The sequence below is a fragment of the Dickeya sp. MK7 genome (assembly GCF_000406305.1).
GTDB classification, from domain to species: domain Bacteria; phylum Pseudomonadota; class Gammaproteobacteria; order Enterobacterales; family Enterobacteriaceae; genus Dickeya; species Dickeya fangzhongdai.
Genome location: NZ_CM001984.1, coordinates 4,808,224 through 4,833,533 on the forward strand (window position 1 = coordinate 4,808,224; position 25,310 = coordinate 4,833,533).

Annotated in this window: 22 protein-coding genes; 10 read left to right on the plus strand and 12 right to left on the minus strand. The window is 55.1% G+C overall.

Going from position 1 to position 25,310, the window contains the following annotated elements:
* Positions 1-11 precede the first annotated feature (11 nt).
* Positions 12-464 (minus strand): GNAT family N-acetyltransferase, encoded by a 453-nt coding sequence (locus DXXMK7_RS20875; protein WP_084682755.1) that lies wholly within the window; start codon positions 462-464, stop codon positions 12-14.
* A gap of 396 nt (positions 465-860) precedes the next feature.
* Positions 861-1,757 carry a LysR family transcriptional regulator gene (locus tag DXXMK7_RS20880; RefSeq protein WP_038920666.1) on the minus strand — a complete coding sequence of 299 codons (897 nt, stop codon included), beginning with the start codon at positions 1,755-1,757 and terminating at the stop codon, positions 861-863.
* A 663-nt stretch (positions 1,758-2,420) separates the two neighbouring features.
* Between DXXMK7_RS20880 and DXXMK7_RS20890 the strand changes: the two genes are divergently transcribed.
* From DXXMK7_RS20890 to frc (DXXMK7_RS20910), 5 genes are all read left to right on the plus strand, one after another.
* On the plus strand, positions 2,421-3,728 hold the full coding sequence (locus DXXMK7_RS20890) for an MFS transporter (protein ID WP_038920669.1): 1,308 nt from the start codon (positions 2,421-2,423) through the stop codon (positions 3,726-3,728).
* Between the two features lie 53 nt (positions 3,729-3,781).
* Positions 3,782-5,527: an oxalyl-CoA decarboxylase gene (gene oxc, locus DXXMK7_RS20895; protein ID WP_038920670.1), complete on the plus strand. Its 1,746-nt coding sequence runs from the start codon at positions 3,782-3,784 to the stop codon at positions 5,525-5,527.
* 38 nt (positions 5,528-5,565) lie between these two features.
* Complete coding sequence (gene frc / locus DXXMK7_RS20900) at positions 5,566-6,843, plus strand: formyl-CoA transferase (RefSeq protein WP_038920672.1); 1,278 nt, start codon at positions 5,566-5,568, stop codon at positions 6,841-6,843.
* Positions 6,844-6,848: 5 nt separating this feature from the next.
* The gene (locus DXXMK7_RS20905) at positions 6,849-7,280 is read left to right on the plus strand and encodes a PAS sensor domain-containing protein (protein ID WP_038920673.1); all 432 of its coding nucleotides are present in this window, start codon (positions 6,849-6,851) and stop codon (positions 7,278-7,280) included.
* A gap of 126 nt (positions 7,281-7,406) precedes the next feature.
* Positions 7,407-8,654, plus strand: coding sequence for a formyl-CoA transferase (gene frc / locus DXXMK7_RS20910; protein WP_038920674.1), 1,248 nt, complete (start codon positions 7,407-7,409; stop codon positions 8,652-8,654).
* A gap of 258 nt (positions 8,655-8,912) precedes the next feature.
* Here frc (DXXMK7_RS20910) and DXXMK7_RS20915 read toward each other — a convergent pair whose 3' ends face one another.
* From DXXMK7_RS20915 to DXXMK7_RS20930, 4 genes are read right to left on the minus strand one after another with little or no spacing between them, the layout of a single operon-like run.
* Complete coding sequence (locus tag DXXMK7_RS20915) at positions 8,913-10,175, minus strand: MFS transporter (protein ID WP_038920675.1); 1,263 nt, start codon at positions 10,173-10,175, stop codon at positions 8,913-8,915.
* A 46-nt stretch (positions 10,176-10,221) separates the two neighbouring features.
* Positions 10,222-10,926: a 2OG-Fe dioxygenase family protein gene (locus tag DXXMK7_RS20920; protein ID WP_038920676.1), complete on the minus strand. Its 705-nt coding sequence runs from the start codon at positions 10,924-10,926 to the stop codon at positions 10,222-10,224.
* Positions 10,927-10,941: 15 nt separating this feature from the next.
* Positions 10,942-12,348 (minus strand): acetyl-CoA carboxylase biotin carboxylase subunit family protein, encoded by a 1,407-nt coding sequence (locus tag DXXMK7_RS20925; RefSeq protein ID WP_038920677.1) that lies wholly within the window; start codon positions 12,346-12,348, stop codon positions 10,942-10,944.
* 22 nt (positions 12,349-12,370) lie between these two features.
* Positions 12,371-13,531, minus strand: a complete 1,161-nt coding sequence (locus tag DXXMK7_RS20930; RefSeq protein ID WP_049842499.1) for a KamA family radical SAM protein — start codon at positions 13,529-13,531, stop codon at positions 12,371-12,373.
* Positions 13,532-14,108: 577 nt separating this feature from the next.
* Here DXXMK7_RS20930 and DXXMK7_RS20935 point away from each other — a divergent pair.
* The gene (locus DXXMK7_RS20935) at positions 14,109-15,230 is read left to right on the plus strand and encodes an aminotransferase class V-fold PLP-dependent enzyme (protein WP_038920679.1); all 1,122 of its coding nucleotides are present in this window, start codon (positions 14,109-14,111) and stop codon (positions 15,228-15,230) included.
* 2 nt (positions 15,231-15,232) lie between these two features.
* On the opposite strand, the gene DXXMK7_RS20940 is transcribed toward DXXMK7_RS20935, so the two are convergent.
* Positions 15,233-15,703: an Lrp/AsnC family transcriptional regulator gene (locus DXXMK7_RS20940; protein ID WP_038920680.1), complete on the minus strand. Its 471-nt coding sequence runs from the start codon at positions 15,701-15,703 to the stop codon at positions 15,233-15,235.
* Between the two features lie 218 nt (positions 15,704-15,921).
* Between DXXMK7_RS20940 and DXXMK7_RS20945 the strand changes: the two genes are divergently transcribed.
* Positions 15,922-16,551 carry a YitT family protein gene (locus DXXMK7_RS20945; RefSeq protein WP_225622622.1) on the plus strand — a complete coding sequence of 210 codons (630 nt, stop codon included), beginning with the start codon at positions 15,922-15,924 and terminating at the stop codon, positions 16,549-16,551.
* 14 nt (positions 16,552-16,565) lie between these two features.
* On the opposite strand, the gene DXXMK7_RS20950 is transcribed toward DXXMK7_RS20945, so the two are convergent.
* Positions 16,566-17,300 carry a GntR family transcriptional regulator gene (locus DXXMK7_RS20950; protein WP_038920683.1) on the minus strand — a complete coding sequence of 245 codons (735 nt, stop codon included), beginning with the start codon at positions 17,298-17,300 and terminating at the stop codon, positions 16,566-16,568.
* Positions 17,301-17,507: 207 nt separating this feature from the next.
* On the opposite strand from DXXMK7_RS20950, the gene DXXMK7_RS20955 reads away from it, so the two are divergent.
* Both DXXMK7_RS20955 and DXXMK7_RS20960 read left to right on the plus strand, forming a co-directional pair.
* The gene (locus DXXMK7_RS20955; RefSeq protein ID WP_038920684.1) at positions 17,508-18,860 is read left to right on the plus strand and encodes an adenylosuccinate lyase family protein; all 1,353 of its coding nucleotides are present in this window, start codon (positions 17,508-17,510) and stop codon (positions 18,858-18,860) included.
* 42 nt (positions 18,861-18,902) lie between these two features.
* Complete coding sequence (locus DXXMK7_RS20960) at positions 18,903-20,324, plus strand: DASS family sodium-coupled anion symporter (protein WP_038920685.1); 1,422 nt, start codon at positions 18,903-18,905, stop codon at positions 20,322-20,324.
* A 156-nt stretch (positions 20,325-20,480) separates the two neighbouring features.
* Here DXXMK7_RS20960 and gorA read toward each other — a convergent pair whose 3' ends face one another.
* Complete coding sequence (gene gorA, locus DXXMK7_RS20965; protein WP_038920686.1) at positions 20,481-21,833, minus strand: glutathione-disulfide reductase; 1,353 nt, start codon at positions 21,831-21,833, stop codon at positions 20,481-20,483.
* Here gorA and DXXMK7_RS22755 point away from each other — a divergent pair.
* Positions 21,822-22,073 carry a hypothetical protein gene (locus DXXMK7_RS22755; RefSeq protein WP_131331225.1) on the plus strand — a complete coding sequence of 84 codons (252 nt, stop codon included), beginning with the start codon at positions 21,822-21,824 and terminating at the stop codon, positions 22,071-22,073. The two genes, gorA and DXXMK7_RS22755, sit on opposite strands and share 12 nt — an antisense overlap.
* A gap of 49 nt (positions 22,074-22,122) precedes the next feature.
* Here the strand turns inward: DXXMK7_RS22755 and DXXMK7_RS20970 are convergent, their stop codons facing one another.
* The 3 genes from DXXMK7_RS20970 to DXXMK7_RS20980 form a co-directional block, all read right to left on the minus strand.
* Complete coding sequence (locus tag DXXMK7_RS20970) at positions 22,123-22,908, minus strand: nucleotidyltransferase domain-containing protein (protein WP_038920688.1); 786 nt, start codon at positions 22,906-22,908, stop codon at positions 22,123-22,125.
* Positions 22,909-22,921: 13 nt separating this feature from the next.
* Entirely contained in the window at positions 22,922-24,145 is a 1,224-nt protein-coding gene (locus tag DXXMK7_RS20975) for an RtcB family protein (RefSeq protein ID WP_123130527.1), read from the minus strand.
* 74 nt (positions 24,146-24,219) lie between these two features.
* On the minus strand, positions 24,220-25,113 hold the full coding sequence (locus DXXMK7_RS20980) for an SPFH domain-containing protein (RefSeq protein WP_038920690.1): 894 nt from the start codon (positions 25,111-25,113) through the stop codon (positions 24,220-24,222).
* Positions 25,114-25,310: the final 197 nt, after the last annotated feature.

Genomic DNA, 25,310 nt, shown 5'->3' on the forward strand with positions numbered 1-25,310 from the left:
AGCCGCTGATCTCAGCCTGCCGTCCCGGTGCTGTAGATATCCTTGCGGACAAACGTCCAGGCGTAATCCTGACGATTGACGGGCTCGTAGCCCACTTTTTGATACAGCCACGGCGCGGTAGAGGTGAGCAGCAACTGACGGCGCAGGCGCTGCAATCGCGGGTGGTTGACCGTGCACTCCACCAGAAAACGGCCCAGCCCGGCGCCCTGATGCGCGGGCAGCACAAATACATCGCACAGATAGCCGAAGGTGGCGAAATCGGTCACCATGCGGGCAAAGCCAATCTGGCGGCCCTGATGATACAGCCCGAAACACAGGCTGTTGGCGACAGACAACGCGACCGTTTCCCGGTCGATGCCCGCTGCCCAACTGGAGGTGGTGAGATAGCCATGAATGATGTCCAGATCGAGCCGCTGCGAATCCGTCGAGACCTGATAGTCCTTTTTCTCCCATTGCGCTGACACGGTGTTACTCCTTTTGATCATGATGAGGGTTTATCATCCCACCAGACCGCTCACCTGAACAACGCCGACAACAACGATAAAGTCCACTCTTGCATCACACAGCAACCGCAGCAATGGTCATGCCGGCAGCGAAATCGGCGCCGCCTGTGACCTCGCGAATAAAATGCTTACCCGCCTGATGTGTTTACCTTCCCTGATATTGGCGCAATGAAATATTGCAAATAGCCGGTCTGACTCGCTCCTGGCTCTCAACATGGTCAGATCCGTTATTCTGGAAACGTGAAAAGTATCAACCGGCGAATGACTGATGGCAAAGCGGGTTAGCCGCCTCTGCTGCTCATCGTCAATCTGTTTTATGTATACGGCATGAGCCCGTTGGCTAAGGCCGGTAAAAACTTAGGCCTGACACAGCGTCTGAATTAACGTCCATACTGCGGTTGCCGCAGTGGAGAGTGAACGATTACGGCGGCGTACCAACTGCAATCGTCGGTTCTCGATTGGCCATAACTGACGTACGGCCAGACCAGAGCATTCAAGGGAAGATAACGCCAGTTGCGGGATGACCGAAACCCCGATACCCGACTGTAAAATGCGAAATATTGTAGTGACATGCCCAAGTTCCTGAATGACATGCGGCGTGACGCCATGACGAATTAATGCATTGTCGATTAAGGGGCGGCTACCTGAGGCATAGTCAAGTAACACCATTTCTTGATTCTGCAGATCATGCCATGTCACCTGTTTCAGACGTGCAATCTGGTGGTTCTCAGGCAATACCAGACAAAATGGTTCCTCCATAAATGTCTCCGTGTACAGGTCGGACGGTACGGAGGGTTCGATAATCACGCCAAAATCAACCTCGCCGTTCAATACCATCTGCATTGCCTGCTGCTGTACCTGATCATGGATTATCAGATTGATCTGTGGATAATTCTCAACAATCTGCGCGATGCAATCAGGCATGATTCCTGCCGAAATCGTCGGACTGGTCGCCACGTGCACCAGTCCACGGCGCCGTTCTCCTCTGCTCTGGACATTACACAGTGTGGTTTCCAGCTCACCCAGCACACGGCGGAGTTCTTCCGACAGCTCAGCCCCCTCTTGCGTCAACAACACCTCCCGGGTCGTGCGCTCAAATAATCTGATCCCAAGTTCATTTTCCAGTTCACCGATACTGTGACTCATGGCTGATTGCGTCAGGGAAATCATGTTGCCTGCGCGACTAAAGCCATGATGCTCCGCAACCGCTAAAAAAATACGTAACTGTCTTAACGATATATTTGAAATATTCATGATTTTAAGTCATCGATAGATTAAAAAAAACATTTCCACATTTAGAGCCTTGTGGTTATTAATAAATACCAGAAACAGAGCGAAGCGCAATTTTATTCTGGCAACAATGAGTCAGTTATCAAAATGACCAAAGAAACGAGTTGAATTTATTAAAAGAGGCGACAGTCAGTGTAAATAAAAAATGAATAGTTATTAATTGGTAACAACAATGTTTCATGTTGCCTTGTCGTCGACAACATTGAATCGCACAGTCAGTCCATGTCTGATAGATTGTGTAATCCTGATGAATTGTATAAGCAGGATTTTAATCATTCTCGATTTTAAAATCGTAACCATCTGTATCCAGAAACATACCGTGATTTTTTTAAAATCAGCAGGAGCCGCATGTAACAAGGAAAAATACTTAAAAACAGAATCAATTAGCCAGGTGAAAAATAACTCACCAGACATAAATACAGCCATCGAGTGAAACCATATCGTTTGAATAAGTAAACCACTGGAGGTAAGTAAGACAATCAACACACCTGCAAACAAAATAAATCACAAACAGATAAATTAAGTAAAACACGTCGTGAATAAGTGGCCATTATTATGGCCACATTATTCCCTTCATGTTTCATTCCAACTCTTATTTTCGAATTCTCGAAGTCAGGAGAGTGTATTATGAGTGAAAAAATAGATGTGCAGAATCGAACGGATAAGGAAATACTCGGTTTTAATCGATGGTGGCTTTTTGCATTGGCTTTTCTGGCCATGTCCGTTATTAGCCCTTATGAGTACGCCTGGTCAGTCATTGCGCCGCATTTTGCAAAGATGTATAGCTGGGAACCGACAAAAATATCGCTAATGTTCAGCATGTTCGTTATTTTTCAGGCATTCGGCACCCTGCCCGGCGGGATTTTTCGTGACAAGTTTGGACCAAAGGCCGTGTCTGTCGTTGCCGGCATATTTTCAGGCATCGGGCTGCTGGTTTGCGCATTTGGGCAGGTACTGTCGTATAACATCGTGCTCACGGTCTGGTGTATTGGCTGTTTTTTCTGCGGATTTGTCTACAACGCGGCGATAACCACCTGCAACAAATGGTTCCCCGATCACAGGAACATCACCATAGGTCTTATCTCTGCCGCTTTCTCCTGGGGAGCATTGCCTTTTATTTTCCCCATTCGAAATATTCCGGAAGATGCCCCAGATAATATCTTTTTTAATGTCATTTTTATTATGGCAGCGGTTATCTCCGGCGTTATTATTATTACAGGTCTGTTAATGAAAGACCCACCGAAAGGCTGGTGTAATTTCACCCCATCATCGGCAACAAAACATACCGTAGTAAAACGCCCTTGTGAGAAGCAATACAGTATGGGAGAAGCAATGCACACCTGGCAATTCTGGGTGTTAATTGCCTCTTTCGTTTTGGTATCTGCATCTGGTTTAACGTTTATTTCAAATAGCATCAAGTTTGCGTCAGCGTTCCACTTTAGTCTGACGGCAGGCACGGTAGTCACCGTAGGAATGGCAATTACGAGCGGTCTTAGCCGGGTTGTCGGCGGTTGGATTGCAGATAAAATCGGCATCGATAAGACCATGACTATCTTTTATATCCTGTGCGGATTGTTTTCTCTTATCGCGCTGTTTCTTGCAGAAGCGGGCAGCGCAACAGGATTTATCAGCAGCTGTATTATCTCGATATTCTTCTGGGGCGCATTATATTCCCTGTTTGCGTCAATCGTGGGTTATTACTACGGCGAAGTCGCTTCCGGCTCCAACTACGGCATGCTGTATGCCTCAGCCAAAGGGATAGGCGGGATTTATGGCGGTGTACTCTCCGCCTATTTAATCTCCACCTATGGACACCCCTTCACCATTATTACCTCTTCCGTCATGGCGTTACTTTCCGGGCTCATTCTCATTCCACTTTGGAAACATCCGCCCGTCTGGAAGGAAACGAATGGAATGCTAATAACCACACACTAACAATTTAAATTTATTACAGAAACTAATGACATTGGAAATTAAAGCGAGGTCTTATGTCTTCTATTACCGAAATTGATACTACCGTTGAGGCCGTATCAGAAAAAACAACACTGATTGATGGATTTCACCTCTTTCTGGATGCACTCAAGCTCAACGATATCGACACCCTCTTCGGCTTACCCGGCATCCCGATTACCGATCTGCTGCGTATGGCCCAGGCGGAAGGATTGCGGGTGATTTCTTTCCGGCATGAGCAGCACGCCGGTAACGCGGCGGCGGCGGCCGGTTTCCTCACCGCCAAACCCGGTATCTGTATGACGGTTTCCGCCCCGGGCTTTCTGAACGGCCTGACCGCTCTCGCCAACGCGACGACCAACTGTTTCCCGATGATCCTGATCAGTGGTTCCAGCGAGCGTGAAATCGTCGATTTGCAGCAAGGCGATTACGAAGAAATGGATCAGCTGGCCATCGCCAAACCGCTGTGTAAGGCCGCCTTCCGCGTATTACGGGCCGAAGACATCGGCGTTGGTATCGCCCGCGCCATCCGTGCAGCCGTCTCCGGACGCCCCGGCGGGGTCTATCTGGATCTGCCGGCTAAACTGTTCTCACAAACCCTACCGCTGGATGCGGGGCGCAAATCGTTAATCAAGGTTGTAGACCCAGCGCCCCGCCAGCTCCCCGCGCCAGATGCCGTAACCCGTGCGCTTGAACTGCTCAAAAAAGCCCAAAAACCGCTGATTCTGCTGGGCAAAGGGGCCGCCTACGCCCGTGCCGATGCCGAGATTCGCGCCTTAGTCGAAAAAACCGGCATCCCTTATCTGCCGATGTCGATGGCTAAAGGCTTGCTGCCGGATACGCATGAATTGTCAGCCGCCGCCACACGCTCCTACGTTTTGAAAGAAGCGGATGTGGTGCTGCTGATCGGCGCTCGTCTGAACTGGTTGCTCTCACACGGTAAAGGCAAGACCTGGGGACAGGAAAACGGGCCGAAGAAATTTATCCAGATCGATATCGCGCCGACTGAAATCGACAGCAACGTCGCTATCGATGCGCCGCTTATCGGTGATGTCAGCTCTTGCGTCACCGCCTTGTTGAACGGCATCGGCAACGACTGGGCCAAACCCTCGAATGACTGGACCGGCGTTATCGCAGAACGCAGAGCCAAAAACATCAACAAGATGGCTGACATGTTGGCCGCCCGCCCATCACCGATGAACTTCCATAGCGCATTGAGCGTAGTGAAAGCGATCGTAAAGGACAACCCGGAAGCCATCGTCGTCAGCGAAGGCGCCAACACGCTGGATTTTGGCCGCAGCATCGTGGACATGTACCTGCCGCGCAAACGTCTGGATGTCGGCACCTGGGGGGTGATGGGCATCGGCATGGGCTTTGCCGTCGCAGGCGCGGTGGTGACGGGCAACCCCGTCATCGCCATTGAGGGCGATTCCGCCTTCGGTTTCAGCGGTATGGAAGTTGAAACGATCTGCCGTTACCACCTGCCCGTCTGCATTGTCGTGTTCAACAACAACGGCATTTACAAAGGGACCGACACCAATGCCTCTGGCGGCGATGACATGGCGCCCACCGTGTTCGTCAAAGACGCACGCTACGAAATGATGATGCAGGCTTTTGGCGGCGTGGGCGTGCATGTCACCACCACGGATGAACTGCATCGCGCCATGAATGAAGCCGTTGCCTCCGGTAAGCCAACCCTTATCAATGCCGTCATCGACGAGACGGTCGGTACCGAAAGTGGCCGCATTACCAACCTGAACCCAGCCAAAGCAATCAAAAAATAATCGCTTTGGTCGTTCATACATAAAATGGAGATAGTTCTATGAATAACAACAAAGAATTGCCGTTGGCTGGCGTCAAAATCATCGATTTCACCCACGTTCAGGCTGGCCCGGCATGTACACAAATGCTGGCGTGGTTCGGCGCAGACGTGATCAAAATCGAACGTCCGGGTTCAGGCGACATCACCCGTAACCAATTGCGCGACATCCCGGATGCGGACGCCCTGTATTTCACCATGCTCAACAGCAACAAGCGCTCACTCACACTGGATACCAAAAAGCCCGAGGGCAAGGAAGTGCTGACCCGACTGATCAAAGAATGTGACGTGATGGTGGAAAACTTCGGCCCCGGCGCGCTGGATCGCATGGGGTTTACCTGGGAGCACATTCAGGAACTGAACCCCCGCATGATCCTTGCCTCTGTCAAAGGCTTCAGCGAAGGCCACCACTACGAACACCTGCGAGCCTATGAAAACGTGGCGCAATGCGCAGGTGGGGCGGCTTCAACCACCGGCTGGTGGAAGGGTGAGAATGCCGTGCCGACCATTTCGGCCGCCGCGTTAGGCGACAGCAATACCGGTATGCATTTAGCCATCGGTATTCTGACTGCCTATATCGGTCGCCAGAAAACCGGCAAAGGGCAGAAAGTCGCCTGCGCCATGCAGGACGCCGTGCTCAACCTCTGCCGCGTCAAAATGCGCGATCAACTGCGGCTGGACAAAGTCGGCTATCTGGAAGAGTACCCGCAATATCCGCATGAACCGTTCTCCGACGTGGTTCCGCGCGGCGGGAATGCCGGCGGCGGCGGCCAGCCCGGCTGGATCCTCAAGTGCAAAGGCTGGGAGACCGACCCCAATGCCTACATCTACTTCACGGTACAGGACCTGGTCTGGACGCCGATTTGCGATGCGATAGAGCGTCCAGAGTGGCGGGAAGACCCGGCCTATACCACCCCGAAGGCGCGCCAGCCGCACATCATGGATATTTTCGGCGCCATTGAAAGTTTCATTCTGAGGACCGGTAAAAACAAATTCGACGCGGTGGAATACTTCGGTAAGTTCGGCATCCCCTGTGCGCCGGTGATGTCGATGAAGGAACTGCTGCACGACGAATCGCTGCGTAAAAGCGGCTCCATCGTCGAAGTGCCGCACAAAGTGCGCGGAAGCTATTGGACCGTCGGCTGTCCGATCAAGTTCTCGGCGCTCAAACCTGAGATTACCGCCTCGCCGCTGCTCGGCGAGCATACCGACGACGTGCTGGCGGAACTGGGCTACTCGACAGAGCAGATCGCGCTCATTCACACAGCCAAAGCGGTGTAAGCACGATGGCGCTCACGCTACAGCAGTTCCTCTCAGCGGTGGGTGATGCCGTGATTATTTGCGATGCCGACGGCATCATCACCGCCTGGAACCCCGCAGCCGAACGTCTGTTCGGCTTCACCCAGGGCGAGGCGCTGGGCGCCTCGCTCGACATCATTATTCCCGAGCGGCAGCGCCAGCGGCACTGGTCTGGCTACCACCAGACCATGCACAGCGGCACCACCCGGTACGGCACTTCGTTACTTCACGTACCGGCCCTAACGCGTGACGGCGGCACGATTTCCATCGCCTTCACCGTGGCCTTGCTGCCTGGGGAGGCGGGGCAGCCAGCCTCCATCGCCGCCGTCATCCGTGACGACACGACGCGCTTCAACGAAGAACGCACGCTGCGTAAGCGTCTGGCTGAGGCAGAACAGCAAGCAAAGCGACCGACATAAACTGCCCTAAAAAGTCGACTGACGACACGCCCTGACCGTCGCCACTGACGCTCAGGGCAAACAGACCGAGGAAGGATGAAGAGCGGTGAATCACGTCGAGGTGAATTAGAGTCGAGGAGAATTATCATGAGCAAGGCATTAGACGGGATCAGAATTATCGATTTTACCCATGTTCAGTCTGGCCCAAGCTGCACCCAGTTACTCGCCTGGATGGGCGCAGACGTTATCAAGATCGAACGCGTCGGCGAGGGCGACGCGACACGCAAGCAATTACGCGACATTCCCGGCGTGGACAGCTTGTATTTTACTATGCTGAACCACAACAAACGCGCCGTCACCCTCAATACCAAGACGCCAGAAGGCCTGCAGGTACTGGATAGCCTGATCAGGCGCTGTGACGTACTGGTTGAGAACTTTGCTCCCGGCGCGCTGGACCGCATGGGGCTGACCTGGCAGCACATCCACGCCACCAATCCACGCCTGATCCTCGCCTCGGTCAAGGGCTTCGGGCCAGGTCGCTACGAGGACTGCAAATCCTACGAGAATGTGGCGCAATGTGCCGGCGGCGCGGCGTCAACCACCGGCTTCAACGATGGCCCGCCGATTGTTACCGGCGCGCAGATCGGCGATTCAGGCTCAGGCTTGCACCTGGCGCTGGGTATTGTCTCCGCGCTTTTCCAGCGTCATACCACGGGGCGCGGACAAAAAGTCTCGGTGTCGATGCAAGACGCCGTGCTCAATCTATGCCGGGTCAAACTGCGTGACCAGCAACGGCTGGAACGCACCGGCGTATTGGACGAATATCCGCCATTCCCGGATGGTCACATTGGCGACGCGGTGCCGCGCGCAGGCAATGCTTCGGGTGGGGGCCAGCCGGGTTCTATCCTCAAATGCAAAGGGTGGGAAACCGACCACAACGCCTACCTCTATTTCATCGCTCAGGCGGCGGTCTGGCCGGCGATATGCAATCTGATCGGCGAACACAGTTGGATCGAGGACGAACGTTTCAACACCCCCGCCGTCCGCCTGCCAAGACTCAACGTAATCTTCCAGCGCATCGAACAGTGGACCATGACCAAGAACAAATTCGAGGTGATGGAAATTCTCAACCATTACGACATCCCCTGCGGTCCGGTGCTTTCAATGAAAGAGATCGCCAGAGACGATGCCCTGCGCGCCAGCGGCACCATCGTCGAGGTTGATCATCCCACACGTGGCAGGTACACCACCGTTGGCATGCCGATAAAAATGTCCGACAGCCCGGTGGATATCACCCGATCCCCTCTGCACGGCGAGCATACCGACGAGGTTCTGCGTGAACTGGGCTATGACAGCACAGCCGTGGCGGCCCTGCGCGACAAGAACGTCATTTGATGGCTTGATACCGCTTACCGACGCTGACGGGTGAATGCCGGTGACATGACATCCCGTCTATCACCATGTACCGGCACCTCCCCAGCGTCGGGGTGGCATAGCAACGGAATGCTCAGCCGGTACACAATCCATTCAGTAAACAAGCCAGTCGGTAAACAAGCCATTCGTTAAACAATCCATTCTGTAAACAGGCCAGTCGGTACACAACCCGCATGGCGTCACGGCGTCGCCGGTGAACGTGCGCTGAGCCGCGGCTCGTTACGCATCGCGCTGTTTCGCCACATCGCCTTTGGCGACCTGAACACGCTGCCCATAACGATAAGCCCACCCTTGCACCACCAGCAGCATAGTCAGCGGCAAACCGTGGAACAGCACAATCACCGCCGCAGGCGTCCACCACACATAAAACGGCGCCACCACCAGCATGCCGATACCGAACCCGGTCATCTGCATCAACGTCAGCAGGCTGAAAATAGGCAGACGCAAAGATTCCGGTTCGCTCTGCGCGCGGGAAATCAGGCTGACCTCCGCCACGCCATCGCCAATGCCCGCCCACACCACAAACACCAGCAGCCACATCAGCCCGGTCTGCTGGAAGGTCAGAATAAAACCGGTGGACATCAGCGCCACGCCGATGAAAAAAGCCCGCTCCATCGCCCGGCGCCGCCCTTGTCTGAGCAGAAAACCGCTGACCCGCGCGCCGGCGAATTTGCCCACCGCCCACAGCGCCAGCATCAACCCCATAGTCTTACTGGCGCTGTCGGGAGAAATCAGTGCGGACAACACCGGGAAACCCACGTTATGTGCGGCGCTGCCAAGCGTGTCCGCCATACTGACGATCAACATGCCCGCCAGCATCGGCGCGCCGCGCAACCCTTCTTTCAGTTGACGCCATTCGCTGAGCCGATCGCGCTGACTTACCCGCGGCTGCGGCTTTTCCACCATGCGCAGCGGCAGAATCAACAGCGCGGCAGCCAGATAGGTCGCCACGTTCAGCGCAAACACCACCGGATAGCCGAAACCGGCGACCAGCAGACCCGACACCAGGCTGCCCAGCACCGCGCCGCTGGCCGCCACCGACGTCAGCCAGGCGTTGGTGCCGAGCCGCATCGAACTCTCCACCCAGTAGGGCAACTGGCTGTTGAGCCCAATCGCGAACATGGCGTTCCCGACCCCTACGCCCAGCGCGATCACCGGCAATAACGGCAGTTGCCACGCCGGCGGCAACACCAGCAGCAGCGAAAGCAGCGCCGCCCGCAGCAGGTCGAAACCGACCAGCGAGGCGCGCCCCTGAAAGCGGCGGAAAAACGGCGTACCGATCAGGCTCGCCAGCAGACCGCCCGCTACCCGGCAGGCCAGAAAAATACTGACGCTCACCACGCTGTTGCTCAGCAGATAAACGTAGGTGGACAGCGCCACCATATTCAGAAACGCGCCAAAATCGGAAATAAAACGCGCGGCAATAATCAACCCGGCATTGCGCCGGGATTGTCCCATGTCGATATCATGATGCTCAGCCATGACGGATTACCTTTTGTTTTCCCTGTGGTGTTCCCTGTTAACGTTCCTACGCCGGCCGAAACGTCACCAGCAATAAATCCCGGTAGGCTGATTCCGCCGTCGCTGCCGGTCGAACCGGCCCGGCGCGGTGGTACAGCGTTTTGTCATTCACAATCAGCGTCTCCAGAAACCGGCTCATCGCCGTTGCCAGCAACGGTGGGGATGCTTCCTGCGCCGAGGTGAAAATTTCAGACACCACCGGCTGCGTGTCCACACTCTGAATGAAATGCATGCAAATCCACGCCATGCCGTCCTGATGAATGCCGGAGGTGGTCGGGCTGCTGTGCCCTTTTTCCGCCCTGACCCGGAACTGATGAATATCGACGGCATACTGCTGATCGGCCGCCATCCAGGGTCGCATCATCGCGATATCCGTCGCCACGATGCGCTGTAACAGCGGGTGGCGGATAAACCCCTCTTCGGCATACTGCAGGTGGTTCGGCCCCGGTTTGTAGTCGATGTCGTATTTCACCGTGGAGCGGTAATCCGCGTCGGTATTCAGTTGCAGCGGTCGGCCGGGCTGGTGGAAAAACCGCAAAATCCGCCGTTCGCGGCAGGTGTAGTTTTTGAAGTTTTCATCCTCGGCCAGATTATCCCAGTAGGCTTTGAAGGTCTTTTCTTCCTCCGGCTCCACCGCAATCCACTCCCGGCTGGCGGCAAAATGGCAATAATCCTGCTGCGCCAGTTGTTCAACAATCCTGTCTGTATTCATAGTGATTTTCCTGAGTTAACGCATCGCGACAGGCGCGGGCGCTACGCCGTCGGCGACGGTGAGCGGCATCGGGTCGATCATTGGGCGGAGGTGCTGTTGCAACGCGTCGTACAGCGCCTGCGCGTCTTGCGCCGACGCGACGCGGGCCCACCCTTTAAACAGGTAATGCTCTTCGATATCGGCATCCACGTAATGTCCCACCGGATAATGGCCGAACGCCAGTACCGCCGGGTGACGCTCGACCCACGGCAGACCATCAAAACCGTTGAAATAGCCGCTGGCGGGAGGATAAATCGCGAACATCGAATAGTGTTGCCGGTGATGGGCGACGCGCTCGCAGGCCGTGCGTACCGACGCCTCAATCCCTTCCTCCGCCAGCAGCAAAGACAGGTACAGATCGTAAGGGTCCAGCCCGGCGATATCCTGAAACGCCGCGTTCACGTACAGCCCGCCCAGCCGCGGATTGATCTCGATAACCACCGGCCCCGACGCCGTCATACGGAACTCGACATGCGCCACGGCGTAAGTCAGCCCCACCGCCTGCAGGCAGGCGACGGCGTATTCCCGAATCTGTTGCTGCTGCACGTCGGAGAAGGCGACCGGCGGCGTAATCAGCAGGTTTTCCAGCACCGTGGTGTCTTGCGTGGTCAGCAACAGTTTTTCATTAATCAGCACCGGAAAAACCGCCTGCGCTGTCGCCACGCACTCCACACTGCCTTCAACGCCGTCGATGTAGGACTCCAGCAGAACCGAACGACCGGGCACATAGTGGTGTGAATATCCGTCAAGATCGGTGAAATGGTGCGATTCGCCATAGAAACTGGCGACGGACGCCCGATCGTACTGTTCGAGAAAGGTGCGGTAATAGGCCCGCAGCTGCGGCCAGTCGAGGCATTTGCGGATAAAGGCGGAAGCCGCCCCGTAGGGCGGTTTGGCGATCAGCGGGTAGCCGACCCGTTCGGCCTCGCGCTGCAATTCGGCTTCATCATGGCACAGCGCATACGCCACGGACCGGACGCCGGCCCGCGCCAGCGCCTGACGCATCAGGAACTTGTTATTACACCGGTCTATCGCCTGCGCCGCGCTGTAGACCAGGCCGTGACGCTGACACAGCTCCGCCACCAGACACCCCATCTGCCCCAGCGGCGAGGCGTGGCCGGCGTGACATAACACCGCCCGCACCTGATAACGCTCGGCCAGTTGCCGCAGCAGCGTATCCAGCGACGCCACCGAGAGCGTCGGCAGCCAGAACACCTCGTCGCTGTCCGCCTCCAGCCGCTGAGGTTGCCGGTGACCGCGCCACGCCGCCGTCAGGCACGCCAGCCCCCGGCGGCGCGCGGCGGCGAAGTGCGGCTCGCGGTAGGTATAGACGGGCACCGCGGTATCATTGACATCAACAAACAAAATCGCTTCGGATTTCATGCCGGTTCTCCCTATGTCGCTGTTAGCTGTCCTGCCAGCGGCACACATCGCCCTGCCAGTTGGTGAAACGGTAAAAACGCGTTCCGTCGATGTCTTCAAACTGCGGCATCTCTTCCACGCCGCTGAGCAACGGTACGGTGAATTTCCCTTTGGCGTGAGGCAGCACGTACTCCGGCAGCGCAATATTGGATACCCGGCGTTTCAGCCGATTCATGATGGCGATGGCGTCGCGAATCGATGCCTTGTATTCCGAAGCGCCCGGCGAAAACGGCATAAAGTGGTATAAATAATAGGGCTTGACCCCCATGCGGTATAATTCGATAAACAGACTTCTGAGCGTTTCCTCATTGTCATTCACGCCGCGCAGCAACGGCATATTGGAAAACACAATCGGCACCACCTGCTGAATACGTTTTACCGCATCGCGGAATGCGCCGCTCAATTCCAGCGGATGACAAACGTGAACCCCGAAGGCATTAACGCGGTGCCGCCGGAGAATATCCAGCAGATTATCGGTAATACGGTAAGGGTTGAAGGTCAGCGAACGGGAATGAATACGAATCAACAGGGAATCACGGATATTACGGATCGCCCCCAGACACTCATCCAGTTTGGCGTCCGTCAGCATCATCGGATCGCCGCCGCTGAGAATAACTTCCTCCACCTCGGGGGTATTTCGAATATAATCCAGCGAATCCTGAAAGGCTTTTCGCCCGGCATTCTCTTTTTCCGAATCGACCTTTAACGTTCGCAGCGCTTCAAAGCAGAACTGGCAGTAGGAATTACAGGTATTGACCATCCGTAAAATAACCCGATTGTCATATTTGTGCTGACAAATCGGCGTTTTCATTTCATGCGACAATTCCCAGTTTTCTGATTCGCCGTCGTAACCGGTTACGCCGTCATCATGCCAAAACGGCACCACCTGGCGCCACAGCGGATTATCGACGATATCCGTGTACGCGGCTTGTCGTATCAGGTCGGCATAATACGGCGTGATCTGCATTTTGCGGTCTTTGAGATTATGGACGATGTGTTGCGCCACCTCCTCGCTCCAGCCGCCGCAGGCCGCCCGTAATGCCGGCTCGTCCCGGATCGCGTTTTTCTGCTGCCAGCGCCAGTCCGTCCAGCGCGAACGCTCCTCTGCCGGGAATAACGCCAGTTCGGTTACTGATATATCCATATTACCTCCGTGATCACCGTGTTTTCAGCGATGCAAAGTCACGTCAGGCTGCTGACCATTATTTCTCTTCATGGATGAGTTCGGTATTTTTAATACCAGATTAAATCTGGCGACAATAAACGTTCGACTAACGTGAAAAGATAAAAATACGATCACATGAAAAAATAACCATAGCAGACCGACGATACTTCACATTGAAATACCCTTTCCTGGTGATCACATAGCCAACCGATCAGGCATCGAAAAATAATTCAGTTTGCAATAATTTATTCTTTTGGAAAAAGCTATTCGCTTTGAAAAATTATATTTTGGGAAAAAATCAATATCATGACTGGCGACAAACACCATCGCCCCGCCCCATTATTCCAATAACATTACCGTTATTATTGTTATAACAAAATGCGTTTTTTGCAAACAGATAATTAACATTTTAGTATCGTATTTCCCTATCATGCCTGCTTTCAGCACCAACGCCACCGTGCTATCTGGTTGAAATAGTCGTACCGCTTTTCCTCCATCCTGCGTATTCTCATAGCAACAACATCATGAAAACAATACAGAACCCGAGGAGAGACGTGTGGCGATAACCCTTCCTGAAGCACTGATTCCAGCCGACCCCCGTTTTGGCTGCGGCCCGTCGTTGATTCAGCTTGACGACCTGACGCAACTGAAAGACAAAGGGCCGCATCTGCTGGGCACCAGCCACCGCAAGGAGCCGGTGCGCACGCTGTGCCGCGAGATTCAGCAGGGCCTGCGGGATTACCTGTCGGTGCCGGACGACTACAGCATTGTGCTGGGGAACGGCGGCGCCACCGCGCTGTTCGACATGGTCGGCCTCGGGCTGGTCAGAAAGCGCATCGTCCACCACACCTGCGGCGAGTTCTCCGACAAATGGTTCAAAGCCTCGCGCCGGATTCCGTGGATTCAGGCGGACAACGCCGCGGTGGAATACGGCCAGGCAAACACCGCGTTTGTGACGGAAGGCGCGGACGTGGTGGCCTGTACGCTGAACGAAACCTCCACCGGGGTGATGAACACCCGTTTGCCCGAAGTCGGCGAGGATTGCCTGCTGGCGGTAGACGCCACCAGCGGCGCGGGGCAAATCGCCTGCGACCTGTCCCGCGTGGATGTGTTCTTCTTCTCGCCGCAGAAGGTGTTCGCCAGTGAAGGCGGGTTGTTTGTCGCTATTTTGTCGCCGCAGGCCAAAGCGCGGATCGCCGAGATCGCCGCCGATCCCAACCGCTATATCCCGGCGTTCGCCGACTGGCGGCTGGCGCTGAGCAACAGCGAACAGCAGCAGACTTACAATACTCCGGCGGTGGTGACGCTGTTCCTGTTCGCCGAGCAGGTCAAACGCATGAACGCGCTGGGCTTCGCCGAGGTGGAACGTCAGGCCGCCGCTAAAGCGGCGTTGCTGTATCAGTGGGCCGCCGACCGGGATTATCTGTCCGCCTATGTGGCCGACCCGGCGTTTCGCTCCACCACCGTCGCCGCCATCGACGTGGCGGATACGATTTCCGTGGACAAGCTGACCCGCTATCTGGACGAACAAGGGCTGGCGCACGGCATCGAAGGCTACCGGGCGCTGGGGCGCAATCAGTTACGCATCGCGCTGTTTCACAACATCGCCTTTGACGACCTGAAAACGCTGACCGCGTTGATCGATTTTCTGGTCGCCAGCGGCGAATTCGCCGCCTGACGTCACACCGTCGCCTTAACCGGCAGCGCGGTTTTGTGAATCAGCCGCCGCAGTGAAAACGAGGACTGCACATCGCGCAGTCCTTCAATTTTGATCAATTTCTTCTGCAAGAATTTCTCGAAATCCGACAGGCTGGCGGCCACCACCCGCAGCATGAAATCGTGGCTGCCGGACATCAGGTGGCACTCCATCACTTCGTCGAAGGTGGCGATCTGCTGTTCGAATTTGCGGAAGGTGGCTTCCGACTTCGGCTCCAGCGTCAGCGAAATGTAAGCGTTCACCGGAAACCCGGCCTTTTCCTGATCCAGCAGCGTCACATAGCGGTCGATCATGCCTGCGTCTTCCAACTGCTTCAGCCGCCGGGTGCAGGGTGTGGCCGACAGGCATACCCGTTCGGCCAGCTCGGTGATTTTCAGCCGCGCATCCTGCTGTAGCTCATTCAAAATCTGTGCGTCGATGCGGTCGATCTTCATGAGTGAAAGTCTCTATTTACGCCATTACGATGGGTGATTATCCCTAATTTAATGGATAAATGGCTTTTCTTTTAGTTAAAAGTCACTCCGTGATCAATGTTAACTTGAGCGCCATAAATGAATGTTCAGTCATGAAAGACGCAAATATATGCATTTCTTATGGCTAAATCAGACAAGATCGCGTTGAGAGGGCAACACCCGTGCTGAAAGAGTCTGTCGTGCTACCCAAGACAGCGGAAACCGGCCAGAAGCCGGGGCTGGCTCACACCCTGAAAGACGACGTGTATGGCCTGATGCTGGGGGTGATGTTTATCGCCTTCGGCCTGAACATGCTGAAACTGTCCGGTATGGTCACCGGCGGGATCGCCGGCATCGCTTTACTGCTTTCCTACTTTGTTCCGCTGTCGATCGGCGTACTGTTTATCCTTGCCAACATCCCGTTCATGGTTTTCTGCTACTTCAGCATGGGGCGCGCCTTTACGCTGAAAACGCTGATCGTCAACATCGCCCTGAGCGCCGCCACTCAGGCGGTGCCCTACCTGCTGAGCATCAATTACATCCACCCGCTGTTTTCCGCCTTGGTGGGCGGCACCTTTCTCGGCATGGGCATCCTCTCGCTGGCGCGCCATAATGCCTCGGTCGGCGGCACCGGCGTCGTCACCCTGTGGCTCTACAAACGTTTCAACATCAACGCCGGCAAAAGCCAGATGCTGCTGGATGTGCTGGTGTTCGCCGTATCGATGATCACCATGCCTGTTCACCTGCTGCTGTGGTCGGCGCTCAGCGCGCTGGCGATGAACGCCATGCTGATGAACTGGCATAAGCCGGGGCGTTATCAGGGCGGGTGAAAAACGCCGCCGGCCTAGCTGTTCCCATCGTGGTGTTTCAGGACGATCGAACAGGTATATCGCCCGGCGGGATGAATGGAGATGGTGGTTTCAAAGGTCTCGCCGTTGCGATCCACATAGCGCCGTATGATTTTCAACGCCGGCGACCCTGCTTCCACCCCTAGCTGTTTGGCGATTTTGGCCGGTACGCCAACCGCGGTAATGGTCTGGTGCACTTCCTTGCTTTTCACGCCATAGTGATTTTCGATCAAATCGCTGATCAACGAAAACGGGTCGCTGCGCACCAGACGCCTGACCTTGTCGTAGGCAACGCTGGCATAGCTGTCCGTCCAGCAAATCGGCGCGTCCGGCTTTATGCTGTCTTCCCGAATACTCGCGATATGCAGCCAGCGCGACCCCGGCGGGCAACCGATGACTTGCGACAATTCATAATCGGCGACGATCTCATCAATCTTTTTCACCACCCGCAAATTATTCCGCGCCAGCGCCAGCAAATCTTCCAGGTTTGCCAGCGGGTGATTCGTGTTCCCTTCTCTGGCATCGGTGACGTGGGTCCCGGCGCCTTTGCGTCTTGAGATCAGACCCTGTTCGGTCAGCTCGCGCAGCGCTTCCCGCACGGTATGCCGGCTGGCCTGATACACCTCGCAGAGCGCCTTTTCGGTCGGGAAAAGCGCGCCGGCGGGGTACTTGCCGGAAACAATATCCTGCGCCAGCTCTCGGGCAATGCGCTTATAGAGGGACTCTTTCATAAGGATACATTCTTCAAAAATTAATGATCATTATCACAAAGCAGTGAGTAAACACTTCCGCTAGCCATTTATGCTCGCTATAAATGTCCGTACATTTGAAATATGTCCGGACATTTTCATCACCATTGTCGGTCGTCGCGGACATACCGTACCAAGACCGTTGCTATCGGTCAGTCTATCACTAAATCAGACCCGGGAGGGTTCACTATGGCATCGAATGTTCTTGATTCTATTCTGTTCAGGGACTCGTTCGGCACGCCGGAAATGCGCGCCATCTTTGACGATCATGAACTGATCCGCAAATACGTTGAGGTGGAGATCGCGCTGGCGAAAGCCGAAGCACGTTGCGGCGTCATCCCGCAGGAAGCGGCGGAAGAGATCGCCAAAACCTGTAACGCCGACACGCTTGATTTCGACCTCCTGCGGCATGAAACCGAAATCGTCGGCTACCCGATTTTACCGCTGGTCCATCAGATCTCGAAGCAGGCCGGAGCCTCCGGCGGCTACGTACACTGGGGCGCGACCACCCAGGACATCATGGATACGGCGGTGGTGTTGCAAATCCGCGACGCCTTCGACCTGATCGACGCGGATATCAAATCACTGCGCAAAATTCTCGCCGATCTGGCGCTGCGCTACCGCGATACGCCGATGGCGGGCAGAACCCATCTGCAACAGGCGTTGCCCATCACTTTCGGCTACAAGGCCGCTATCTGGCTGGATATGTTTGACCGCCACGCCGAGCGCCTTGAGCAGGCTCGCCCGCGCATTCTGGTCGGCGAGTTCGCCGGCGCCGCCGGCACGCTGGCTTCACTGGGAGACAAAGGTCTGGCGGTGCAGAAAGCGATGATGGCAGAACTGAAACTGGGCGTGCCGACCTCAACCTGGCATGTGGCGCGCGACGGCTTCGCCGAAGCGGTGAACTTGCTGGCGGTCATCACCGGCTCGCTGGGGAAAATCGCCTATGACGTCATGCTGATGGCCTCCAACGAGTTTGGCGAACTGTACGAGCCCTTCGTCAAAGGCCGCGGCGCCAGCAGCACCATGCCGCAAAAACGCAATCCGATCTCCAGCGAACTGATGCTCGCCTGCGCCAAAGGCGTGCGCCAACACGCCGGCTTAATGCTGGACGCGATGGTGCAGGATCTGGAACGCGCCACCGGCCCGTGGCACGCGGAGTGGATTGCGATCCCGGAAAGTTTTGTGCTGGCCGCCGGCGCGCTCAATCAGGCCAAATTCATGCTCAGCGGTCTGATTGTCGACGAACAGGCGATGGCGAAAAACCTCGACATGACCAAGGGGCTGATCGTGGCGGAAGCCGTGATGATGGGGCTGGCGCCTTACATGGGCCGGCAGGATGCGCACGACGTGGTTTACGACGCCTGCCGCATCGTCAATACGCAGGGAGGACGCCTGGCCGACGTACTGAACGCCATGCCTCAGGTATCCAGTCGTCTTGAACCAGCATTAATCGAACGGTTAACAGACCCGATCAACTATCTCGGCATTGCGCCGGAAATGGTCGACCAGGTACTGGAAAAATCGGCCAAACGGCAATAATCCCCCAGAAAATCAATAACCCGTAAGATTGAGGAGATGATCATGTCATCTGATTCATCTAAGGGAAAATCGATAATCGCCTTTATGGTTCCCCTGTTACTGGGAACCATAATCTGGTTTTCCCCTGTACCCGAAGGATTAACGCCTCAGGCATGGCATATGTTTGCCATTTTTCTCGCCACCATTGCGGCAATATTAACCCAGCCGTTGCCCTCCGGCGCCGTTATGCTGATTGCGTTATGCGTTGTTATTTTCACCAACACATTACCGGAAGCAAAAGCGCTGGCCGGCTTCTCCAGCGGAACGGTATGGCTAATATTTTGCGCGTATATTCTTTCGCTGGGATTTGTCACCTCCGGTCTTGGAAAAAGAATCGCCTATAAAATGCTGTCGTTATTTGGCGGCAGCAGTCTGGGCATCGCCTACTCATTAGGGGTTTCCGACCTGATTATGGCGCCCGCCATGCCATCGGTTACCGCTCGATCAGGGGGGATTATTTTCCCCATCGTGCGCTCCATCAACGAAGTATTAGGTTCCACACCGGGCGAGTCAGGGAAAAAAATCGGCGATTTCCTGATCATGGTTTGCTTTCAGTTCACCCCGATAACCGGCGCCATTTTTCTGACCGGCATGGCGGCGAATCCGTTGGTAGGCAGCCTGGCGAAATCGTCGCTGAATGTTGAAATCACCTGGGGAAGCTGGTTCGTTGCCGCGGTGGTGCCGGCTATGGTGTGTTTCTGCCTGATGCCGCTGCTGGTATACAAGCTGTTAAACCCCGAATTAAAGCGCACCCCGGAAGCAAAACAGATGGGAAAACAGGCGCTCACCGAGCTGGGCGCCATGACGTCCGCCGAGAAGAAAGTCGCGCTGGGATTTCTGCTGGCGCTGATTGGCTGGGGCACCAGTTTGGCTACCGGGCTATCGGCCACCGCCGTTGGGCTGGGCCTTGCCGCCTATCTGTTTGCGTCACGCGCGGTTGACTGGAAAGCCCTGCTCAAAGACCACGCCGCCTGGGACACCGTCATCTGGTTCAGCGTGATCATCAGCCTGGCCGGCGGCCTGTCCGATTTGGGTTTCATCAAATGGATGACGGTTAAAATGGGCGGCGCCATTCACGGCTTTGGCGCGATGGGCACGTTTATCCTGCTCGGGCTTATCTATATTTACGTCCATTACCTTTTCGCCACCGCGACCGGTCATGTCGCCGCGCTGTACGCGCCTTTTGCCGCCACCGCGATTGCCGCAGGCGCCCCGCCCGTCATGGTAGCGATATGCTTTGGTATTTTCAGCAACCTGATGTGGGGAAATACCGAATACGGCGGCGGCCCCGGTCCGATTTATTTCGCCCAGGGCTATTTTGAACGACCGCGGTTTTACAAAATCAATTTATGCGTGGTGACGGTCAATGTCCTGCTGACCTTTGCGGTCGGACTGGTGTGGTGGAATCTGCTGGGGTATTACTGACCTATCGAAGTACTACTGACCCAAATAAATCAGGGTGAGGATAACCTCACCCTGATTGTCACTGCGTAGTGCTAACCGCGTCGTTATCACCCTGTAGCGATCGTCGTGTTGTACTATCACGCCGTCACCACCGTAAGCACACCACGGTTTTGCGCGTTAGCGCATGGTGACAAACTCTTCCGCCGCCGTTGGATGAATCGCCACGGTGTTGTCGAAGTCTTTTTTGGTCGCGCCCATTTTCACCGCCACCGCAAAGCCTTGCAGGATTTCATCCATGCCGAAGCCGATGCCGTGTATACCGACGATTTTCTCTTCCGGCCCCGCGCATACCAGCTTCATGCGGCACGGCTGACGGTGCTGCGTCACCGCGGTGTACATGGCGGTAAACGCGGACTTATACACCTTAACCTGATCGTCGCCGTACTGCTCGCGCGCCTGCGGTTCGGTCAGCCCGACGGTGCCGATCGGCGGGTGGCTGAACACCACGGTCGGAATGTTACTGTAATCCAGATGCTCGTCCGGCTTGTTGTTGAACAACCGCTCGGACAGACGGCGCCCCGCCGCCACGGCGACCGGCGTCAGCTCAACGGCGCCGGTGTTGTCGCCTACCGCGTAAATGCCCGGCACGCTGGTGTTCTGGAACTTATCCACCACGATGTAGCCTTTGCTGTTGAGCGCTACGCCCGCGGCGTCCAGATTGATATTATCGTTCGCCGGTTCGCGGCCGATCGCCCAAATCAGGCAATCTACGGTTTGCTCGTGCCCGCTTTCCAGCTGCAGCGTCAGGCTGCCGTCGGCGTTTTTCACCACCGCGTTGGGAATGGACTCGGTATGCAGCGCCGGGCCTTCGGTATTCATCACTTCCACCAGCGTGTCCACAATCAGCGGATCGAACTGGCGCAGCGGCGCATGCTTGCGCACAAACAGGTGCACATCGGAGCCGAGCGCGTTCAGCACGCCGGCGATTTCCACCGCGATATAACCGGCGCCGACCACCGCCACCCGCTTCGGCAACGCCGTCAGCGCAAAGAAACCATCGGAATCAATGCCGTATTCCGCACCGGGAATCGCCGGGCGCGTCGGCCGACCGCCGGTGGCGATCAGGATATGGTCGGCGGTGATGCGCTCGCCGTTCACTTCCACCGTTTTCGCATCCACGAAACGGGCAAAGCCCTGAATCACCTCGACCTGATTTTTCCCCAGCACGTTATTGTAGGACTGATGGATACGGTCAATGTAGGCGCTGCGGTTTTTCAGCAGCGTGTCCCAGTTAAACTGATTGACGGTGACATCAAAGCCATAGTCCGGTCCGTACTGGTGAATGGCCTCGGCAATCTGAGCGGCATGCCACATCACCTTCTTCGGCACGCACCCGACATTGACGCAGGTACCGCCCAGGTATTTGGCTTCAATCAGCGCGCATTTCTTGCCATACATGGCCGCACGGTTGATGGAGGCAATGCCGCCGCTGCCGCCACCAATGGCGAGATAGTCATAATGTCTGGTCATCAGGGCTCCACGCTTACTTTCGATAAACGTTCAATAAAGGTAAATAGACCGTATCCCGCCGCCGCACCGATGCTGGCGCCGATGGCGAAATACGGCTCACAGTGTAACGCCGGCGAAAAAAATGTAACGCCAGCGAAAAGTGTAACGCTGGAGAAAAGTGTAACGCCAGCGATCGGTATCCGGCAAAGACAGAAAGCGGGATTGTATGAAGAAATGCGCAGCGGTTCGCAACGGTTTTGAAAATCGGTGCGATAGGTAAAGCCGGTTGTAACCGGCTTTACGCTCTCAGTCAGGCCATCATAACGGTATCAAACAGCAGTTGGTTCAATACCAGGTCCATCCTGGCTAACGCCTCATCCAGCAACGGTCGCTCACGATTCAGTTGCCGTTCGATAAAAGCATGAATGTGCGGCAAGCGCGCACCGTATTCCGCTTCACCGCACTGGCGTTTGATATGCAACAGATGCGCAATTTCCGCCAGCAAATTGGGATCAGTCACCGTACCTGCCAGCAATGACTCAAAGCGCATCGGCGGACACCCTTTATCCGCTTCAATCCATAGCACAGCCAGTATCGGTCTTAGCACATAGAAGTATTTCTTCAGTCGTACCGATTCCCCCTGCAAATATCCACGAAAATTCTTTCGAGCCATCGACAGATAATGGTAACGGGCGCGCCCCGGTGAAAAGTGGTTCGATGCCAATGCCCGCACCTGAGCCATCACCTCGGCATCCTGACGATACACCACCGGCGAATCAAGCCACTCCATCAATGTCGGGTTGGCTCGCTTAAGTAACCCCAGAGCCTTGCGCAATTCCCATCCACTAACATCCAGTTCATCATCGATCGGCAGTTCAATCACATCCCTTGCCGGCTCAACCCGCAAATACCACTCTGGCGGATGCACATAGATAAAACGCACATCATAATCACTGTCCGGTGAGGCAAATCCCCACCCCCGGCTACCCGATTCACAGGCGTAAAGTACACGTACGCCAAACTGTTGCTCAACATCCATCAGAACGCCACGGACACGCTCACGCATCACGTGGCTTACATCCGATTCGTTTTCCATATTTTTCTCACTATTACCCTTTTACACACACCACCTGCCGCAACGTGTGAACAATCTCGACCAGTGATGACTGTGCCGCCATGACTGCGTCGATGTCCTTATAAGCCATAGGTATTTCGTCAATCACCTCGCAATCCTTACGGCACTCGACATGAGCGGTTGCCCGGATCTGGTCTTCCACTGTGAAACGTTTTTTCGCTGCCGTTCGACTCATGGTGCGCCCTGCGCCATGACTGCATGAGCAGAAACTCTCGTGATTACCCAGACCACGCACAATGAAACTTTTGGCCCCCATCGAGCCGGGAATAATCCCCATCTGTCCTTTGTGAGCCGATACCGCTCCCTTACGCGTTATCAGCACCGACTGACCAAAATGCTGTTCCTGTTGCACATAGTTGTGGTGGCAATTCACGGCTTCTTGTCTGGCGGCAAAAGGTTTAGGAATCGCTTTCGCCAGCGCTTGCAGCACATGCTCCATCATTACCTCACGGTTGTGACGCGCATAATCCTGCGCCCAGCCGACCGCAGCCATATAGTCATCGAAATAGCGGCTACCTTCGGCAAAATAGGCCAAATTACGATCGGGTAAATTAGCAATGTGCTGCTTCATATCCTGCTGCGCCAGCGTGATAAACAGGTTACCAATGGCGTTACCGACACCACGGGAGCCGCTATGCAGCATCACCCACACCCGATCTGTTTCATCCAGACATAGCTCAATGAAATGGTTGCCGGTCCCAAGCGTGCCCAAATGATGGTAATTGTTGGTTTTCAGCAATGACGGATATTTATCCGTCATACGTCTGAACCCGGCGTCCAGTTGCTGCCAATGAGCATCGACACGCTGAGGCGGCTCATGCCATGCGCCTTTGTCCCGCCCACCGCGGTTCACGCTACGCCCATGAGGTACAGCCTGTTCGATAGCACTGCGAATACCGAACAGATTATCCGGCAGATCGACAGCCACCAGCGAAGTGCGTACCGCCATCATGCCGCAGCCGATATCCACCCCGACCGCAGCAGGGATGATGGCGCCCAATGTGGGGATGACGCTGCCAATCGTGGAGCCTTTTCCCAGATGCACATCCGGCATTACCGCCAGATGTTTGAAGATAAATGGCATTTTTGCCGTATTGAGTAACTGCTCCCGGGCTTCAGGTTCAACCGGAACACCGTGCGTCCACATTTTTATTGGCACGCTCAGGGGCGTTTCCAGTATCCGGTAATCGTTATTCATTATGTAAAACATCCTTTAAATTTATTATTTAATCCAATGAGTTATTCTTTTAATCACGTTTAACGCCACTGCTGTTACCAGGCAGCGTTATATCCCTCGGTATCCATCACCGTCAGCGATACCAGATCCAGCCCATAGCCCGCCAGTTGTTGTTCCATTTGCTCACTGACCTGCGCTCCAACGGTATGTTTACCGGCAAGCAACTCAGAAAACGTGTGTGCAGCAACCACCCGGTGAAGCGCAGCCTGCAAAGCGCAACGCAAGTGTGCTTCTGGCTGAGCCAACTGTGAAAACGCAGCCATAACATCACCGTATCGCCAGGTAGCCACCAGAGTTAGACGTACATTGATTTGATCGGCGGTTAACACTTCCACACCGTCGATATCCTGTGCCTGCAAACGGGTGTCTACGATCTCCACACTTACACGGCGATTGAAACGCCAGTAACCATGATTACCCGGGGGTAACAACGTCAATGGTTGCCCATCGACATGTAAAATCCCCACGTGCCATGCTGGAATGGCTGCCAGTAGCACACCTTCATTGCCCTTGACCGCCCTATTGCGTAACACAGGCTGCATTAACGCGGGCAATAATGTTGTCGGTACCTGAACCTCATGCGCAGAAACACGCTCGACAAGCTGTTGCTCATCCCGCCGCCAGTACAAACGTCGGGTACCCGGCGGCAAAATTTCCTGCAATTGTTTCCGGTCATAACGCAGACCGATTTCATCATCAGCCAGATCTACCGACAGGCAGTAACGAGTCACCCATTGCGGATGAAACTGACGCAAATGGTCAGCAAGAGCGGTCTCAACCATAGAGCCATCCTGCGCGATGATTGCTACCGTCATTTTGTGCGGCCAACAAAACAGTGTGTGCTCGCCAGTTTCCAGCACCTGGAGCAAATTGTCGTTTTTACTGAGCAAACCGAGCTGCCCTTTTCTTATTGTTATGTTCTTGAACATCTTTTCTTTTTAATCCCTTTAATAAAACACCCGGGAACAAAACCACCGGCTCCCCCAGCCATCGCCGGATATTCATCCCTTCCTGTGGTGCAACCCCTATGGTATTGCCAGAACCGTGCCAGCCTTTCCCGAACGGAGATAAATTCATTTAATTAACTGATTTATAATATTTTTATTTTCATATTTTTTACCATGCC